Below are 16,996 nucleotides of genomic sequence, written 5' to 3'. Positions count from 1 at the left end.
TACTCCGGAATTTCCCCACCATGTTTTCCGTATCCGACCGCCTGGAGCGGTTGCCCTTCAGCAGCTTTCATTTCCGGCTGCTGATGATCGGCGGCCTCGGGCTCGCCTTCGAAGCGCTGGACGCCGGCATCATCGCCTTCATCATCCCCTCCCTGCGCACGCAGTGGGGCCTGACCACCGGCCAGATCGGCTGGATCGCCAGCAGCACCTATGTCGGCTTCCTGGTGGGTGCGCTGTTCTCCGGCATCCTGGGCGACCGCTACGGCCGCAAGAAGATCATGATGTGGGCGCTGCTGCTGTTCTGCGTCGCCACGTTCTTCAACGCGTTTGCGCGCAACTATCACGAGTTCTACATCCTGCGCATGATCGCCGGCATCGGCATGGGCGCTGAAGGCGCCATCATCGCGCCGTACCTGGCCGAATTCGTCAGCAGCAAGTATCGCGGCCGTTTCACCGGCGCGCTGGCGGGCTTCTTCTCGTTCGGCTTCGTGATGTCGGCGCTGCTGGGCTACTTCATCGTGCCGATGAGCGACGACGGCTGGCGCTGGATCATGATCATCGCTTCTGTTCCTGTCGTGTTCCTGCTGTGGTGGCGCAAGTCGCTGTTCGAATCGCCGCGCTGGCTTGAACACACCGGCCAGACCGCTGAAGCCAACCGCATCTGCGAGGCTATCGAAGCCGAAGTCCTGAAGAGCACCGGCCGCCCGCTACCCACGCCCGTTGCCACGCGCAAGGCCACGGCCACCGCCGCGCCGCAGCAGACCGCGATGGCCAAGCTGGCGTCGCTGTTCTCGCAGGAATACCTGGGCACGACCATGCTGGTGTGGGTGTTCTGGATCACCGTGCTGTTCTGCTACTACGCCTTCCTGGTGTGGATCCCCAGCCTGCTGGTCGAGCGCGGCTTCACCATCACCAAGAGCTTCTCGTACACCATCCTGATCTACCTGTCGCAGATTCCCGGCTATTTCTCGGCCGCGTACTTCAACGACAAGATCGGCCGCAAATACACCATCCTGGCCTACATGCTGCTGTCGTGCCTGTCCGCGCTGGGCCTGGCGCTGGCCAGCGGCGAGCAACAGATCATCATGTTGAGCATGCTGCTGTCCTTCGGTATGAATGGCGTGATCGCCGGCCAGTACACGTACACCGCCGAAATCTATCCCACGTCGATCCGTGCGACCGGCATGGGCGCGGCCTCAGCCTTCGCCCGCATCGGCTCCATCGCATCGCCGACCATCGTCGGCGTGGCGTACCCGGTCCTGGGCTTTGCCGGCGTGTTTGCCATGATGACCGCCATCCTGCTGGTCGGCGGCCTGGGCATCCTGTTCTACGGCAAGAACACGCGTGGCGTCGTGCTCGAGGAGATCAACGCATGACGAAGGCCTCCGCATTCCGGCCGCTGGCCGGGCACGCGCGCGCTCTGGCGCTGGCGGCGGACCGGCCGGCGCAGTGGGGCGTGATCTCAGACATGCTGCAAGCCTGCTTTGGCCACAAGCTGTTCACCGCGCTGCTGTACCTTCAGGATCACCGGCTGATGAAGCGCCTGCATACGTCGGACGAGAGCATCAGCCCGCTGGGCGGCTTCAAGGCCACTGGCAACGGTCCGTGGTCCCGACTGGTGCTGGAAGAAGGGCGCCTGTATGTCGCCAGCAACGAAGACGACGTGCGTACCGTTTTCTCCGAGGCCCCGATGCTGATCGAGCGCGGGCTGCAGTCAGCCTTCAACATTCCGGTGCGGCACGCGGGGCGGGTGATCGGCTCGCTGAACATGCTGGCCGCGCGTCACGCTTATGACGATATCGATCCGGATCTGGCGGCGGTGGTGGCTGGGTTGTGCGCGCCCGTGTTCATCGAAGCGATGCAGGACGCGGCGTCTGCGGCGGCCAATGTGGACCGCTCCGTGCTGGACAGCGTGTGAGACACGTTATTTGAGTATCCGTCCCGGTGCGGGACTGGGTTTGCGGGCCGCTTTTCGAAGCGGCCCTTTTTTCGTCCGGACACCGGGACGGCCCCGGTTTTGCACATTGTTTCGGGAACTGGTCTGAATTGTTGCGTGTTATCTGGACGCGGACTCGACTGGCTACCGGCCCTCGACCATTAGCCTGGGTCTGAATGGCTACGACTATTTCCTGGTTCAGGGCGGCACGGGCGGCGTGGCGTCCGATTGGTATCTGACGTCAACGACGCCGCCGGAAGAAGGCGGCGCCACGGACCCGGGCGGTCAGACGCCGCCGCCCGGAAGTGGCGTTGAGACGCCTCCTGGCAGCGGCATTGAAACGCCTCCGGGTAACGGCACTGAGACGCCGCCGGGCAGCGGTACTGAAACGCCTCCCGGCAGTGGTGTGACAACGCCTCCCGGCAGTGGCGCTGGCACGCCCGGTTCTGCGCCGGGCAAGATGCAGAACGTCTCACCGGAAAACGGCGCGCACATCGGCAATCAGGTCGCGGCGACCCGGATGTTCGTACATCGCCTGGCGGATCGGACCGTGGCGCAAACGTCGGCAGGTCAATCTGCGCCCGGCAGCGCGTCCCGGCAGGTGTGGGCACGTACCGAGGGCGCGCGGCACACCGGCATGAAACTTGACGAAGGTCAGGTCAGCATAGACACCGACACCGCCATGCTGCAGATGGGCGCCGACCTGGTGAGCACGCGACTGGGTCAGCAAGGCGTCCTCAAGGCAGGGGTCATGGCCGGCGCGGGCGAGGCGCGCACGAACGCCACTTCCCAACTCATCCACCCGGGAACCGGCATGGCGATGCGTGCGGATGCCCGAGGCAAGGTCACCGGGTATTCGGTGGGCATGTATGCCACCGCTTACGCCGACGATGCCACCCGCTTGGGCGCGTATGCCGATTCGTGGTTGCAGTTCGGCCGCTACTCCAACGAGATCAATAGCGAATTGGGCTCGGCCCGATACCGTTCGAACGCCTGGACCGCGTCGGTGGAAGCGGGATATGCGTTCAAGCCCTTCGCCGGCGATTCCGCGTTGGGTGCGATGGTCGTCGTGCCGCAAGCGCAACTGGCCTACACGCGCTACGACGCCCAGGACGCTGTGCTGCCCAGCATGACGCTGAAAAACTCGCCCGCCAGTTCAGTCACTTCGCGCGTGGGTGTCCGCGCGTACCCGCTTGGCAACGACGCCACCACGTCCCCGGTGCGGCCTTACGTCGAAGCCAATTGGCTGCACAACTCGGGCAGCGCGAAAGCCAACGTGGGCACGTCGACCTTCCAGGCAACGCCCATGCGCGACGCCGCTGAACTGCGAATCGGCGTGGCAGGCAATGTCCGCGATTCGTGGCAGGTTAGCGGCGAGCTGTTTGGCCAGGCTGGAAACGGCGGTCAGCGGGGCTACGGCGGCATGCTGAACGTCGGGTATCGCTGGTAGTGATGCGCCGCGGAGGGCAGGTCATACCGGCGGCTATTGATACCCGTGGCGGTCTGCTCTCCAGCGGGATGGATCCGGCGAATCACGCCGCGCGCTTGTTGAAGATCACGAGCGACACGCCGGTCAACACCAGGGCCGACGCCGCGATCAGCAACGCGGTCAGCGGCTCGTCCAGGAACATTGTCCCGCCCAGCGCCGCAAGCACAGGCACGCTGAGCTGCACGGTGGCGGCGCGCGTCACCGTCAATTGCTTGAGCGCGGCGTACCAAAGGATGTAGCCCAGGCCCGAGGTCACCGCGCCAGAGACCACCGCATAGGCTGCGCCGGCGGTATCGAACCGAACGTGGGTGGCGGCGAACTGGACAAGCAGCAGCGCCACCGCGACCGGCGCCGCCCGGATGAAATTTCCCGCCGTCGCGGCGGCCGGATTCTTCGCGCCCCGGCCCAGTAGCGAATAGATGCTCCATGCCACCCCGGACAGAATCATCAGCAATCCGTAGAACACCGGCGGCGCATTGGCGCTGGGCCACATCAACGCCACGAGTCCGGCGACCGCCAGCGCGGTGCCTGCCCACTGCATCGCCGCCAACCGTTCCCCAACCGCCAAGCCATACAGAATCATGCTGATCTGGATGGCCCCGAAAAGCAGCAGCGCGCCCGTGCCCGCGGGCACGTGCGTATAGGCATAGGAGAACGCAAGGGCGTACCCCACCAGCGCCAGCGCGCCCGCCCATGTGCCTTCCACCCGGCCGGACTGCCGGCGAAGCGCCAGCACCAGGCACAGCATCAGCGCACCCGACACGATGCGGATGGCGAAGAAAGTGGTAGGGTCAATGGTCGTCTGCTTGAGCGCAACCCGGCAAAGCAGGGAATTGCCGGCAAAGGCCAGCATGGCCAATAGGGTGAGCGCGAAGAGGCGGAAGGTCATGGCGGGAGACGCGGCAAGCCTTGGGGTGCGGTCTTCAGTCGGATCGGTTCAGCTATCGTACGCCCGACCAGGGCCCGGTTTCATTTGTGCTGCCGCATGCCGTTGCCGCGTCCGTCACTGCGCGGCCCGGGCGGTCTCGCGAAAGCGCTGCACCAGCGCGGACCCATCTTCCGAGCGATACGCCAGCAAGACCTGGCTTTGCGCATCCGGCGTGTCCAGTTCGCGGTAGGCCACGCCGGGAATGCCGGTCTTCATGTAAGTGTCGGGCAGGATGGAGATGCCCATCCCGGCCGCCACCAGGCCGATGATCGTCGCACCTTCGCGCGCCTCCTGGCCCACTTGCGGGGCAAAACCCGCCCGGCTGGCCAGCACGCCCACGTGGTCGAACAAGCCGCAGCCCAGCCCGCGCGGGAACAGGATGAAGGACTCGTCCGACAGGTCGGTCATCGACAACGGCGCGTTGCGGCGCGCCAGCGGATGCGATTGGGGCAGGGCGGCCATGAGCCGGTCGGTCCACAGCGGCAGCGTCGTGATATTGGGCGGCGGAACGAACAGGATGGATGGACGCAGAAAGCCCACGTCGATGTCCTTGGAGGCCAGTGCACGCAGTTGTTGCCCGGTCGACTGGTGGCTCAAGTCCACACCCACGCCGGGAAAATCGGTGCGAAAGGCATGCACGATGCGGGGGAACGCGTCGAACATCGGCACGGACGCCGTAAATGCCACGCGGATCTCGCCGGTTTCACCCAGCGCGGACTGCCGCACGACTTCGCCCGCGCGTTCCAGATGCGCCAGCGCGCGGCGCGCCTGGTCCAGGAACAACGCGCCCGCCTGCGTCAGTTCCACGCTGCGGCTCGTGCGCGTCAAGAGCGGCGACCCCAGCTCCTCTTCCAGCGCCTTGATTTGCAGGCTGAGCGGCGGCTGGCTGACATGCAGCCGGCGCGCGGCCTGGCTGAAGCTCAGTTCCTCGGCGACGGCGACGAAGTAACGCAGTTGACGGAAATCCATATTGATTTGAAAAGCAAATAGATGGTCTTGAAAAACGGTATTGGACGATATGAGTGTACGCCGCGCATCATGCCGCCATACCAACACGTATAACGACATAGGAGACAACCATGAAGGCTTCCAAGCCCTCCCGGTCCCGCCGCACGTTTGCCGCCGCCGCAGGCGTGGGCGCACTGATCGCCGCCATGCTGGCGCCGCTGCCGGCCGCCGCGCAGGCCAACTACCCCGACAAGCCGATCCGCATCGTGGTGCCGTATGCCGCCGGCGGTGGCGTGGACATTGTCACCCGCCTCGTCAGCCAGAAAATGGGAGACGCGCTGAAGCAGACGATCATCGTCGAAAACCGGCCCGGTGCGGCCACCAATATCGGCATGGACACCGTGGCGCGCGCCCCGGCGGACGGCTACACGCTGCTGACCGCGTCGAACACGCTGGCGGCGAATGGTGCGCTGTTCTCCAAGCTGACCTTCGATCCCGCGCACGACTTCACCCCGGTGGGCGCCATCGGATACGCGCCGCTGGCCGTGGTGGTGCCGGTCGAGTCGTCATTCAAGACCTTGAAGGACCTGACGGACTATGGCCGCGCGCATCCGGACAAGCTGACCTACGCGTCGGCCGGCAACGGCAGCTCCGGCCACCTGGCCAGCGAACTGCTCAAGCGCGAAAGCGGCATGAAGGCGCTGCATGTGCCGTACAAGGGCGGCTCGCCTGCGGTGACGGACCTATTGGGGCAGCGGATCTCCTTCATGTCCATCAACCCGCTGGAAGTCGTCTCGCACGTGAAGGCGGGCAAACTGCGCGCATTGGCCGTGCTGGACGACGAGCCGGCAAGCATGCTGCCCGAGGTGCCCACGGTGGTGTCGCAAGGCCTGCCGGGCGCGATGGCCACGGTGTGGTGGGGGTTGATCGGCCCCAAGGATTTGCCGCCCGAGGTCACGGAAAAGCTGAATGCCGCGCTGCAGGCCGCATTGAAGGACCCTGCCGTGAAGCAGCGATTCGCCGAGATGGGCGCGGTCGTCACGCCCGGTACGGACAAGCAGTTCGCACAATTCGTCGCGGCGGAAACCACCAAGTGGACCAAGGTCATCAAGGACGCGGGCATCAAGGCTGATTGAGCGCGTTCGCGCCGGCTCCGGGCCCCACGGGCGGGTCCGGCCGGCAATCATGCATAGAGGAATTGAAATGGAACGGCAAAAGAACGGGCTGGTGGTCAGCGCCCACTCCGCGGACTTCGTCTGGCGCGCAGGCGGCGCCATTGCCCTGTACGCCAAACGCGGCTGGAAAATGACCGTGGTCTGCCTGTCGTTCGGCGAACGCGGCGAATCCGCCAAGCTGTGGAAGCAGCCGGGCATGACGCTGGAGCGGGTCAAGGCCGACCGCCGCGACGAAGCGCGCTTGGCGGCTGGCATTATGGGCGCGGACATCCGGTTCATGGACTGCGGCGACTATCCGCTGCGCGTCTCGGACGAGGCGCTTTTTGAACTGGTGGATGTGTACCGCGAACTGCAGCCGGAATTCGTGCTGACGCATTCGCAGAAGGACCCCTACAACTTCGACCATCCGCTTGCCACGCACGTCGCACAGGAAGCCCGCGTGATCGCGCAGGCGCACGGTCACCATCCCGAGCAGGCGGTGCTGGGCGCGCCGCCCGTATTTCTGTTCGAGCCGCACCAGCCCGAGCAGTGCGAGTGGAAGCCCGAAGTGCTGCTGGATATCTCCGAGGTCTGGGACCAGAAGCGCCGCGCCTTCGAAACCATGGCCGCGCAGGAACACCTGTGGGAGTACTACACCCGCGTCGCCTTGCAGCGCGGCGTGCAGGCATCGCGCAACTCGAACCTGAAGATCAAGTACGCAGAAGGCTACCAGCGCGTGTTCCCGCAAGTCACTGGAGAGCTGGCATGAGCATCGCCGTCAGGAACATCGACCGCGCCGACAGCGCGGTCATCGCACGCCTGGCGTCGGCAGGCGTCGCCACCGCACACGAAGCGCAGCAGCGCTCCGGCCTGCTGCAACCCTACCTGCGGCCGGTATACGCTGGCGCATCCATCGCAGGCAGCGCCGTCACAGTGTTGGCGCAGCCGGGCGACAACTGGATGCTGCACGTTGCGATCGAACTCTGCCGTCCGGGGGATATCGTCGTCGTGGCCTGCGCGTCGTCGAACGAGGACGGCATGTTCGGGGAACTGCTCGCCACGTCGATGCGCGCACGCGGCGTGCAGGGGCTGGTGATCGACGCAGGCTGCCGCGATATCGCGGCGCTGAAGGGCATGCAGTTTCCCGTGTGGTCCAAGTGCATCTCCGCCAAAGGCACGGTCAAGGCGACGCCCGGGGCGGTGAACGTGCCTGTCGTGTGCGCGGGAGCGCTCGTGCAGCCCGGAGATGTCGTCATTGCCGACGATGACGGCGTGTGCGTCGTGCCGCGCGAGCGTGCGGCGCAGGTTGCGGACGCCTGCGATGCGCGGTTGGTCAACGAGATGGCCAAGCGCAAGCGGTTGGCCGCCGGGGAACTGGGGCTGGACATCTACGGCATGCGGGAGAAGCTGGCCGCCGCAGGGCTGGTGTACGTGGACCGCGCCCCGGGGGCCTGAAACGCGGACGCCGCTTACCGCGTCGTGCAGCGCACCGCATTGCCATACCGGTAGCAGTCCGTGGTGGTGGGCCGCGGGTTCATATACGGCATCATGAGCATCATGTTCTGGTCGCGCTGCGCCTGCTGCTGCGCGGCCTTCGTGTATTGGCGCAGGTGGCGCAACTGACGTGCCCGCGCCACATCCAGACAAACCCCGTAGCAATGTCGAATAAGAATGCTTATCATGCGCGTTTTATATAAAAGAACGCATGGGGTGGGGCTTTGGGCAAAGCATCGAAAGGTCGTCAAGGCAGGCTGAAGGGCGTCGCCCTGGCCGTGAAACAGGCATTGGCGGGAAGCGCCACCTTATACGCCGCCTCAGTCGCGGCGCAGACGCAGGCCCCGGCTCCCGCCGCGATCACCGTCCTGCCGACCGTCACCGTGACCAGCGCGCCCGTCGCCCTCGGCGAGGCGCCCGCGCCCATCGCCGGCGGCCTGATCGGCGGCGGCGCCCGCATGGGCATCCTGGGCAATACCTCCGTCATGGACACGCCCTTCAGCGTCACCAGCTATACCGCCCAGACCATCGAAAACGAGCAAGCGCGATCCGTGGCCGACGTCGCCACCATGGATCCGTCCGTGCGGATGAGCAGCGCGCGTTCAAATATCAACGAAGACCTCACCATCCGCGGTTTCAATGTGCCAACCGCGGACTTCGCGTTCAACGGCATGTTCGGCCTGACGCCATACTGGCGCGCCCCGGTCGAAACCCTGGAACGCGTGGAGATCATCAAGGGACCGTCGGCCGCATTGTTTGGCATGACGCCGGGCGGCAGCGTGGGCGGCGTCGTCAATCTGGTGCCCAAGCGCGCCACCGACGAACCCATCACCCGCCTCACCGGCTCGGTAATGTCGGATTCCGTCTTTGGCGTGCATGCCGACGTCGGCCGCCGCTTCGGCGAGGGCAACGCCTTCGGCATCCGCGTGAATGGAATGCTGCGTGACGGCGACACGCCGATCAAGGACCAGTCCACGCGCGAAGCGCTGGGCTCGGTTGCGCTGGACTATCGCGGTCAGAAACTGCGTTCGTCCCTGGACCTGATCTGGCAGAAGGAGCGCATCGACAACGTCGTGCGCCAGTTCCAGCTTGGCTCGGACCTGACCTCGATTCCCGAGGCGCCCGCCAACAAGAATCCGTATCCCGGCCTCGGTTGGAGCGACGGTCGCAATACCGCCGGCGTCTTCAAGATCGAATACGACATCACGGACTACTTGACTGCCTACGCGGGCTACGGACAGCGCAAGCTGGATTGGGATGCCTTTGCCGCAAACCCCGTGCTGCAGAATTCGCAGGGTGATTACTCCTTTTTTGGCGGCTGGCAGCGGATGACGGTGGACAGCAAGTCCACCGAAGCCGGCCTGCGCAGCAACTTCAAGACCGGCCCCGTGAGCCACAAGGTCGCCTTCAGCTACACGCTGCTGGACCAGAAGTCCGACCTGGGCTTTAACACCGGTTTCCCGCCCGGCAATTCCAACATTTACGCGGGCAACACCTTCGACACGCCGTCCATTTCTGGTGTCAGCAATCCGCTGAACCGTTATCAGAGCGTCAAACTGACCAGCTATGCGCTGGCCGACACCCTGGGTTTCATGGATGACCGGCTGCAACTGACGCTGGGCGCGCGCCGCCAGAACGTGCAGGGCCAGAACTACAACTTCGCGAACGGCGAACCCAGCGGACCGCGCTACGACAAGAGCGCCACCACGCCGCTGGCCGGCGTGGTCTTCAAGATCCGCCCGGACGTGTCTGTGTACGCCAGTTACGTCGAAGGCCTGTCCCAAGGCGACACCGCGCCCACCAGCGCGGCCATCACCAACCCGGGCGAGACCCTGTCGCCGTTCAAGTCCAAGCAGAAGGAAATCGGCGTCAAGTACAACCTCAACGACGACATGCTGGCCACCGTCGCGCTGTTTGAGCTGACGCGGCCCAGCTCCGGCATCTCGGGCAACACCTTCGGAGAATTCGGCGAACAGCGCAACCGCGGCGTCGAAGCCAGCTTCGCCGGCGAAGTCACCAAGGGCGTGCGCCTGTTGGGCGGCATCAGCTACATCGACGCGGTCATCAACAAGGCCACCACGCCCGACCTGCAGGGCAACAAGGCGATTGGCGTGCCCGACTGGCAATTCAATCTGGGCGCCGAGTGGGACACACCCTTCGTTCCCGGCTTGACGCTGCTGGGCCGCGTCATCTACACCGACAGGACGTATGCCAACGCCGACAACTCGCTGTCGGTGCCCAGCTGGACCCGCGTCGACGCCGGCGCCCGCTACGAGACCAAGATCAGCGGCACCCCCGTCACCTTCCGCTTCAACGTCGAGAACCTGTTCAACCGGAACTACTGGGGCACCGCCACGGCAGGCTACCTGTTCGTAGGCTCGCCGCGCACCTACACGCTCTCGACCAGCATCGCCTTCTAAGGAGGCCACGATGTCCACGCAAACCTGGTCCTGGATACACAAGTGGAGCAGTCTGGTCTGCACGGTTTTCATGCTGCTGCTGTGCCTGACCGGATTGCCCCTGATCTTCCACGAAGAGATCGAGCACCTGTCAGGCGTGGTCGAAGCGCCGCCCATGCCCGCCGGCACGCCCAATGCCAGCATGGACCAGATCGCCCAGACTGCGCTGGAACGCCGCCCGGGCGAAGTCATCCGCTACATGTTCTGGGACCAGGACGAGCATCCCGACATCACCTATGTGTCGATGGCCAGCGCGGTCGACGCGCCGCCCGAGGAAAACAACGCCGTCGTCATCGACTCGCGCACGGCCAAGGTCCTGGACGAGCCGGCCACCGACGAAGGCTTCATGTACGTCATGCTCAAGCTGCATACGGATATGTTTGCCGGTCTGCCGGGCATGCTGTTCCTGGGCGCGATGGGCCTGTTGATGGTGGTCGCCATCGTGTCCGGCGTGGTGCTGTACTACCCCTTTATGCGGCGCCTGAAATTCGGCGCGCTGCGCACCCAGCGCAGCACCCGCGTCAAATGGCTGGACTGGCACAACCTGCTGGGCATTGTCACCGTCGTCTGGCTGCTGGTCGTGGGCATTACGGGCAGCATCAACACCTTGAACCGCGTCGTGCTGAGCCTGTGGCAGATGGACCAGATGGCGGAAATGACCGCGCCGTTCCGCGGCCTGCCGCCCGTCACGCAGCCCGCGCATCTGGAAGACTCCATTCGCACGGCACGCGCCGCCGTCCCGGACATGGCGGTAAGCCTGGTGGCGTTTCCCGGGACGATGTTCTCCAGCCCGCACCATTACACGTTCTTCATGAAGGGCAACACGCCCGTGACCTCGCGGCTCCTCAAGCCGGCGCTGGTGGACGCTACCAACGGCGAGCTGACCGACACGCGCGATATGCCGTGGTACGTGAAGACCCTGTTCCTGTCGCAGCCGCTGCATTTTGGGGATTACGGCGGTTTGCCGTTGAAGATTCTGTGGGCGGTACTGGATCTGTTCGCGATTGTGGTGCTGGGCAGCGGCTTGTACTTGTGGCTGCGCAAGCCCAGGGCCGCGACGGCGGCGAAGCCGCAGGCGGACGATGGCGTCGAGACCGCAAATGCCCTGCGTCAGGGTGATCGGCAAGGGGCCGCGCAATGAACAAGACGAGCGAAGCGCGCGGCGCGCGAACCGAGAATCTGCAATCAGCGGGCGTCGTGTTCCGCGTGCCGATCTGGCTAGGCGTGGCGTCGGTGGTTGGATTGGTGTCGGCGCTGCTGGGCGACGGCGTTTGGGACGGGGTGTCGTGGCTGGCAATATTTGCGCCGATTGCGGCGGTCTGGTGGGCGTGGCGGCGGCGGGGCGGGTAGGGCCGCCGCCTTGCTCACCGTCGTCTCATACTCAATGGCGCGCGGCCATCAAGGTAAGCACATCGCTCAGCGAACGCACGGACTCCGCGGAATTTGCCGTCGCTGCGTGCCGGTCCAGGTGATAGCCATGCATGCCGAATCGCCGAGGTCCGATCATGTCGGCCTCGATGGTGTCGCCGATCATCAGGACTTCGTCCGGCTGGCACGCAATGCCATCGCAAAGATATTGGTAGATCTCGGCCTGCGGCTTGACGGCCCCGGCCTCATACGACCACGCGCAGAACTCCGGTTGGAAGGGCAGCAAGTCCAGCACTGGCGGCCCATACGGCGCCGCCAGGTTCGAGCAAAGCGCGACCTTGATGCCGCGCTCCTTCAATGCAAGCAGCGTCGGCGTGGCGTCAGCGAAAAGCGTGATCGACTGGATCTCTGCGCGCAGCTCGGCTTCAAGTGCGTTCAAGTCTGCGTCGCTGACCGCCCCGCCAAACAGATTGGCGGTTTGCCTCAGGTCGATCGCGTTGCTCATCGCACGGATGCCGTCGTCGCGCTGGCGCGGGCGGCCCGCCTCGTGCAGCAGCCTGACCAGCTTGCGAAACGGTCGGGTCGGCCGTTCTATGTTGACCAAGGTTCCGAATACGTCGAATGCCACGGCCTTGATTGCCATTGATCCTCCTGCTTGCCAAAGAAGCCATCCACGGTGCGGCCGGTGATCCGGACCGCCCTCGTTGCGCTGGGATTCTAGCGGGTAAATCTTGCCGAATTTCGCGGGCGCGTTTGTTAGTTTTACATGAGAATTATTATCATTTGTTCGATATAATTCTCGATTGTCCGTTCGTCCGCTCCCTATCGCGCTACCGATTCAGACGCAGAAGTTTGCTGAAATGCGCACGACGCGTAACGTCGTTTATTCAAGCCTATGACTGAACCGTGTTAGCCCGTTACTACGGAGACTTGCGGAACTTCTGCATGCGGAAGGTGCGAGACCGCGACATGGCAGCTGACCTGGCGCAGGAAAGTTATGCGCGCGTGTTGTCCATGCAGCAGGCCGGGCGAGTCATCCGGGAACCTTCGGCCTTGCTCCGGCAGGTGGCACTGAACGCCAAGATCGACCTGGACCGCCGTGCCGCCATTCGCCAGCACGAGGACATCCAGGCCCTGAGCGATGCGGACCACCCCGTGGCTCCCCAGTGCCTCCAACCTGAAGAGGCGTACGTCTTGTCTCAGACCGTTCAGGCATACCTCGACACCATTGAGGCGTTACCCCCGCGATGCCGCGAGGCGTATTCCATGTACCTTTTCGACGAATTGCCCTACAAGGAAATCGCCGAACGCATGGGTGTATCCCTGAGCCTGGTGGACCGATACATCAAGCGCGGCAAACTCGCCTGCATGGCCCGCCGGGAGGCGCTTCGCAATGGGGAATGAAAACGGGCAATATTCGGGGCATCCCTTTTTTTGCCGAGGTGTGGGTTTGCCCCTTCTCGTGCGTCTGTACCAATAAGATGAGCCGTTTTTCTCCAACATCCTCCCGCACTGTTTCAGCCTCGTTGGACGAGGCTGCGGAGATGCGCGAGCTTGACGAGTTCTTTCGCCAGCAAGACCCCGTGAATGTGGCTGCCGTGAATTGGCACTCCCGTTCGGAACAGGGCTTGACCGCTGACGAGCAGGAAGAATTCCGGCACTGGCTGGCCGCCAGCCCCAGCCATGCCGCCGCCTATCAAGGGCTGGATCACGGCGTGGGGGCGCTGCGCGCCATCTCGGCAGAAGAAGTCGCGCGGGTCCGCGCAGGCCGTTCGGCAACCTCCACCGACGGGATGGTGCGGCCAGATCCGATCCTGAAAACGGGCGCCAGACCCGAGCTTGCGAAAGGGTGGGCCAGCATCTGGTCCTCGTTCATCGCGCCTCGGCCGCGTCGGGCCTGGCTGGCGTTCTGTTGCGTGGCCGTTCTGACGGCAGGCATAGTCTGGCATCAATGGGACCAGCGCACTTTCTCCCACAGCTATGTGATCGAGCGTGGACAGCGCCAGACCGTGACATTGCCTGATGGCACCGAATTGGCGTTTGACGCTGAAACGCAGGCGCAAGTCGCCCTGTATCACGACCGCCGCGAAGTGCGCATCACAGAGGGGCAGATCATGTTTTCCGTCGCGGCGGACAGCACGAAGCCATTTCAGGTGTTGGCGGGGCCCGCACGCGTTACCGTGGTGGGCACGCGGTTCTCGGTACGGTATCGCCTTGACGGAATGGATACGAATACCGTCAACGTGGCAGTGGAAAAAGGCCATGTACGGGTGGCGGACGCGCACAGCCGGCAGCCTGATGGTTCAACGGCCGAAGTCGATCTGGTGGCCGGGCAGGGACTTACCGTGTCGGCGGATGGCGCCATCGGAAAGGTCTCCAAGGTGGCGCCAGGCAGCATCGCGCCGTGGCGCAAGGGCCTGGTGCATTTCGAAAACACGTCGTTGAGCGACGCCTTGCTGGAACTGGAGCGCTACGGCGCCACCGGGCTGACGATCAGCGATCCCGTCGTGGCCGCGATGCCCATCGGCGGCAGTTTCCAGATTGGACGCCCCGAGGCGTTTGCCCAGATGGTCGTGCAGATCCATCCCCTCAAGCTGGTAAAGGGCGCTGGCGGCAAGATAGAGATCGCCCGCGCGCCGTAAGTCTGGCAAGGCCCACAGTGGCGTCTTAAAAAAGTTAGGGCGGCGAGGTGTAGATTTCGGCAGGCTGGTGCGTCTTTAAGGGTAGTGAGTTTTATTTTTATTCATTACCCGATTCGTAAAGGACGTTTCCATGCGGTTGGTACACGCTCGCTTTCATCCCGCTCCCTTTGTCTTGGCCATCGCCATGGCGCTCGCTGCGCCGGGGATCACGCTGGCGCAGGCCGCTCCCGGCGGCTTCAAACCTGTCACGCTCTCCATTGCTGCCCAGCCGCTCGGCGCGGCGCTGAACGAACTTTCGGCGGCCACAGGCGCACCCATCGGATTTTCGCCGGCACTTGTCGCGGGCAGGACGGCGCCCGCGGTCAACGGCAATCTCACTGCGTTGCAGGCGGTAGGTCAAATGCTTGCCGGCAGCGGACTTGTAGCAGTGCAGGAAGCAGGCGGCATCATCATCAAGGCCGCCGAGTCGACCGGGGGTGTAACCACCCTGGACACCGTGACGGTGGTAGCCCAGTCTGAGCGCGGCAATGGCTTGCCCGAAGCCTATGCAGGCGGGCAGGTCGCGCGCGGCGGGCGGCTGGGCATGCTCGGCAACAAGGACGTGATGGATACGCCCTTCAACATCACCAACTACACGGCTCAATTGATCGAGGATCAGCAGGCGGAGACGGTGCTGGATGTCTTGAGGAACGAGCCCTCGATTCGGCAAACTGCGCCAGCAGGAAATCCGGCCGAAGCGTCCTTCAAGATTCGCGGCTTCAGCCTGACTCCCGGCTCGGTAACCTTCGACGGGTTGCACGGCATGGCGCCGGACACGGGAAACCTCTCCGTGGAGTTTGCTGAACGGGTAGAGGTCATCAAGGGACCGGCCGCTCTGCTTTACGGCATGTCGCCCAGCGGCGCGGTGGGCGGTTCCGTCAATCTCGTTCCAAAGCGGGCGGGCGACGAACCCTTGACACGCCTGACGCTGGGCGTGGAAGGGAAGAGTCTGTGGCGGGCCCAGGTGGACACGGGCCGCCGCTTTGGCGCCAACAATGAATGGGGCCTGCGTTTCAACGGCCGCTACAAGGATGGCGACAAGTATGTCGACGGCGCGAGGAACGGGGGCAATCTCGGCGCCCTGGCGCTGGACTACCGTGGCGAGCGCCTGCGCCTGACGCTGGACGCCTATCGCATGGAAGAAAAGCAGCGCGGCGGCGGCACGATTGCCATCTATCGGTTCGACGGCGGGGTGACGTCGATGCCTGCTCCCCCCGACGCCCGCACCAATATGTACCCAGGCTCGCCCGAGAGCAAAGAAACCACGGAAGCCGTCATCCTCGGCGGCGAGTACGACTTCAACGACCACTGGACCGGCTTCGCCAAGTTCGGCGCACAGCGCTCCGAGTTTGACGGCCCCATCAATGGATGGCTCACAGACATTCAAGCCAATGGCGATGCAACTGTGACCACCGACCAGAGCGCTTCCTTTGCCAAGACAAAAAGCGCCGAAACGGGCCTGCGCGGCCAGTTCCAAACGGGTCCGGTCAGCCATTTCGTGGCCCTGAGCGCGTCCTATCTGAATCGCGAGAACGGCAGTGCGCTGGCATTCATGCCGTTCGACCAGCCGTCCAATATCTACAATCCGTCTCGTCTTGTCTGGCCTGACGCGCCGGGCAGCCCCCCGAAGGCTTCGGAAAGCACCCTAAGCGGCGTTGCCCTGGCCGACACGCTGGGCTTCATGGATGACCGCGTTCTGCTGACTGTGGGCATACGGCGGCAGAATGTGAAGTCGAGAAATTTCGACGACACAACCGGCGCCGAGACCTCAAGCTACGACGCCAGCGCCTGGACGCCGATGGCCGGGCTGGTGGTTAAGCCGACCGACGATCTGTCGCTGTATGCCAATTACATCCAGGGCTTGTCGCCGGGCACGACGGTCGGCGACACCTACCAAAACGCGGGCGAGGTCTTCCCGCCCTACAAGACCGACCAGGTCGAACTGGGCGCCAAGCTACAGACGGGCAGCTTCACCAACACCATCAGCTTGTTCCAGATCTCCAAGCCCAGCACGACGGCCGACTACAGCACCACGCCGCTGCCCACGCTGCGCCTGGACGGCGAGCAGCGTAACCGGGGCGTCGAGTGGGCGGTATTTGGCGAACTGACACGCGGCCTGCGCATGCTGGGCGGGGTGACCTATATGCAGAGCACGCTGACCAAGACGCAGGATGGCCTTCAGAATGGAAACCGGGCGGCCGGCTCGCCGCCGTGGGCGGCCAACCTGGGGCTGGATTGGGACGTGCCGGGCGTGCCCGGTCTGGCATTGAACGGTCGCGTGATTTATACCAGCGCACAGTACGTGAACAGCGACAACACGTTGAAGATGCCGTCGTGGACACGACTGGATCTGGGCGCGCGCTATGCGACCAGACTTGGCGGCCAGCGCGTGGTGTTCCGCGCGGGCGTGGACAATGTATTCAACCGGAACTACTGGGAAAGCGTCTGGAACGACAACGCCGTCAACCTGGGCGCGCCGCGCACGTTCCGATTGTCCGCCAGTATTGATTTCTGACACGCGCAAACGCGCCGCCGCCGG

Annotated in this window: 16 protein-coding genes; 12 read left to right on the top strand and 4 right to left on the bottom strand. The window is 64.4% G+C overall.

What is annotated here, in order from left to right; genetic code table 11:
• The first annotated feature begins 20 nt into the window (after positions 1-20).
• The 3 genes from ASD71_RS02615 to ASD71_RS02605 all read left to right on the top strand — a co-directional run bounded on the left by ASD71_RS02615 (position 21) and on the right by ASD71_RS02605 (position 3,386).
• The gene (locus ASD71_RS02615) at positions 21-1,376 is read left to right on the top strand and encodes an MFS transporter (RefSeq protein ID WP_056559529.1); all 1,356 of its coding nucleotides are present in this window, start codon (positions 21-23) and stop codon (positions 1,374-1,376) included.
• A complete protein-coding gene (locus ASD71_RS02610; protein ID WP_056559526.1) occupies positions 1,373-1,918 on the top strand; it encodes a GAF domain-containing protein in 546 nt (181 codons plus the stop codon). Before ASD71_RS02615 ends, ASD71_RS02610 begins: the two co-directional genes overlap by 4 nt.
• Before the next feature lie 127 nt (positions 1,919-2,045).
• Positions 2,046-3,386 carry an autotransporter outer membrane beta-barrel domain-containing protein gene (locus ASD71_RS02605; protein ID WP_082578759.1) on the top strand — a complete coding sequence of 447 codons (1,341 nt, stop codon included), beginning with the start codon at positions 2,046-2,048 and terminating at the stop codon, positions 3,384-3,386.
• A gap of 82 nt (positions 3,387-3,468) precedes the next feature.
• Here the strand turns inward: ASD71_RS02605 and ASD71_RS02600 are convergent, their stop codons facing one another.
• Positions 3,469-4,314: a DMT family transporter gene (locus ASD71_RS02600; protein ID WP_056559519.1), complete on the bottom strand. Its 846-nt coding sequence runs from the start codon at positions 4,312-4,314 to the stop codon at positions 3,469-3,471.
• Positions 4,315-4,428: 114 nt separating this feature from the next.
• Positions 4,429-5,322, bottom strand: coding sequence for a LysR family transcriptional regulator (locus ASD71_RS02595; protein ID WP_056559517.1), 894 nt, complete (start codon positions 5,320-5,322; stop codon positions 4,429-4,431).
• A 110-nt stretch (positions 5,323-5,432) separates the two neighbouring features.
• Between ASD71_RS02595 and ASD71_RS02590 the strand changes: the two genes are divergently transcribed.
• The 3 genes from ASD71_RS02590 (at position 5,433) to ASD71_RS02580 (ending at position 7,910) form a co-directional block, all read left to right on the top strand.
• A complete protein-coding gene (locus ASD71_RS02590) occupies positions 5,433-6,437 on the top strand; it encodes a tripartite tricarboxylate transporter substrate binding protein (protein ID WP_056559514.1) in 1,005 nt (334 codons plus the stop codon).
• A gap of 67 nt (positions 6,438-6,504) precedes the next feature.
• Entirely contained in the window at positions 6,505-7,224 is a 720-nt protein-coding gene (locus tag ASD71_RS02585; protein WP_056559512.1) for a PIG-L deacetylase family protein, read from the top strand.
• Positions 7,221-7,910, top strand: coding sequence for a 4-carboxy-4-hydroxy-2-oxoadipate aldolase/oxaloacetate decarboxylase (locus ASD71_RS02580; protein WP_056559509.1), 690 nt, complete (start codon positions 7,221-7,223; stop codon positions 7,908-7,910). Before ASD71_RS02585 ends, ASD71_RS02580 begins: the two co-directional genes overlap by 4 nt.
• A 14-nt stretch (positions 7,911-7,924) precedes the next feature.
• Here ASD71_RS02580 and ASD71_RS27885 read toward each other — a convergent pair whose 3' ends face one another.
• Positions 7,925-8,137, bottom strand: a complete 213-nt coding sequence (locus tag ASD71_RS27885; RefSeq protein WP_156395062.1) for a hypothetical protein — start codon at positions 8,135-8,137, stop codon at positions 7,925-7,927.
• A 36-nt stretch (positions 8,138-8,173) separates the two neighbouring features.
• Between ASD71_RS27885 and ASD71_RS02575 the strand changes: the two genes are divergently transcribed.
• The 3 genes from ASD71_RS02575 to ASD71_RS02565 are packed head-to-tail and all read left to right on the top strand — an operon-like array spanning position 8,174 to position 11,758.
• Positions 8,174-10,369 (top strand): TonB-dependent siderophore receptor, encoded by a 2,196-nt coding sequence (locus ASD71_RS02575; RefSeq protein WP_056559507.1) that lies wholly within the window; start codon positions 8,174-8,176, stop codon positions 10,367-10,369.
• Between the two features lie 10 nt (positions 10,370-10,379).
• Positions 10,380-11,549, top strand: a complete 1,170-nt coding sequence (locus tag ASD71_RS02570; RefSeq protein ID WP_056559504.1) for a PepSY domain-containing protein — start codon at positions 10,380-10,382, stop codon at positions 11,547-11,549.
• Complete coding sequence (locus ASD71_RS02565; RefSeq protein WP_056559501.1) at positions 11,546-11,758, top strand: hypothetical protein; 213 nt, start codon at positions 11,546-11,548, stop codon at positions 11,756-11,758. Before ASD71_RS02570 ends, ASD71_RS02565 begins: the two co-directional genes overlap by 4 nt.
• A gap of 31 nt (positions 11,759-11,789) precedes the next feature.
• Here the strand turns inward: ASD71_RS02565 and ASD71_RS02560 are convergent, their stop codons facing one another.
• Entirely contained in the window at positions 11,790-12,419 is a 630-nt protein-coding gene (locus ASD71_RS02560; protein ID WP_056559498.1) for an HAD family hydrolase, read from the bottom strand.
• A 263-nt stretch (positions 12,420-12,682) separates the two neighbouring features.
• Between ASD71_RS02560 and ASD71_RS02555 the strand changes: the two genes are divergently transcribed.
• The 3 genes from ASD71_RS02555 (at position 12,683) to ASD71_RS02545 (ending at position 16,972) form a co-directional block, all read left to right on the top strand.
• Complete coding sequence (locus ASD71_RS02555) at positions 12,683-13,180, top strand: RNA polymerase sigma factor (protein ID WP_056559495.1); 498 nt, start codon at positions 12,683-12,685, stop codon at positions 13,178-13,180.
• Positions 13,177-14,418, top strand: a complete 1,242-nt coding sequence (locus ASD71_RS02550; protein ID WP_369818911.1) for a FecR domain-containing protein — start codon at positions 13,177-13,179, stop codon at positions 14,416-14,418. The genes ASD71_RS02555 and ASD71_RS02550 overlap by 4 nt, the downstream gene beginning before the upstream one ends.
• Positions 14,419-14,548: 130 nt before the next feature.
• Positions 14,549-16,972, top strand: a complete 2,424-nt coding sequence (locus tag ASD71_RS02545; protein WP_082578758.1) for a TonB-dependent receptor — start codon at positions 14,549-14,551, stop codon at positions 16,970-16,972.
• Positions 16,973-16,996 lie beyond the last annotated feature (24 nt).

Source organism: Achromobacter sp. Root565, assembly GCF_001427425.1.
Lineage (GTDB): Bacteria > Pseudomonadota > Gammaproteobacteria > Burkholderiales > Burkholderiaceae_B > Achromobacter > Achromobacter spanius_D.
This window is presented reverse-complemented; position numbering and strand designations above follow the sequence as displayed.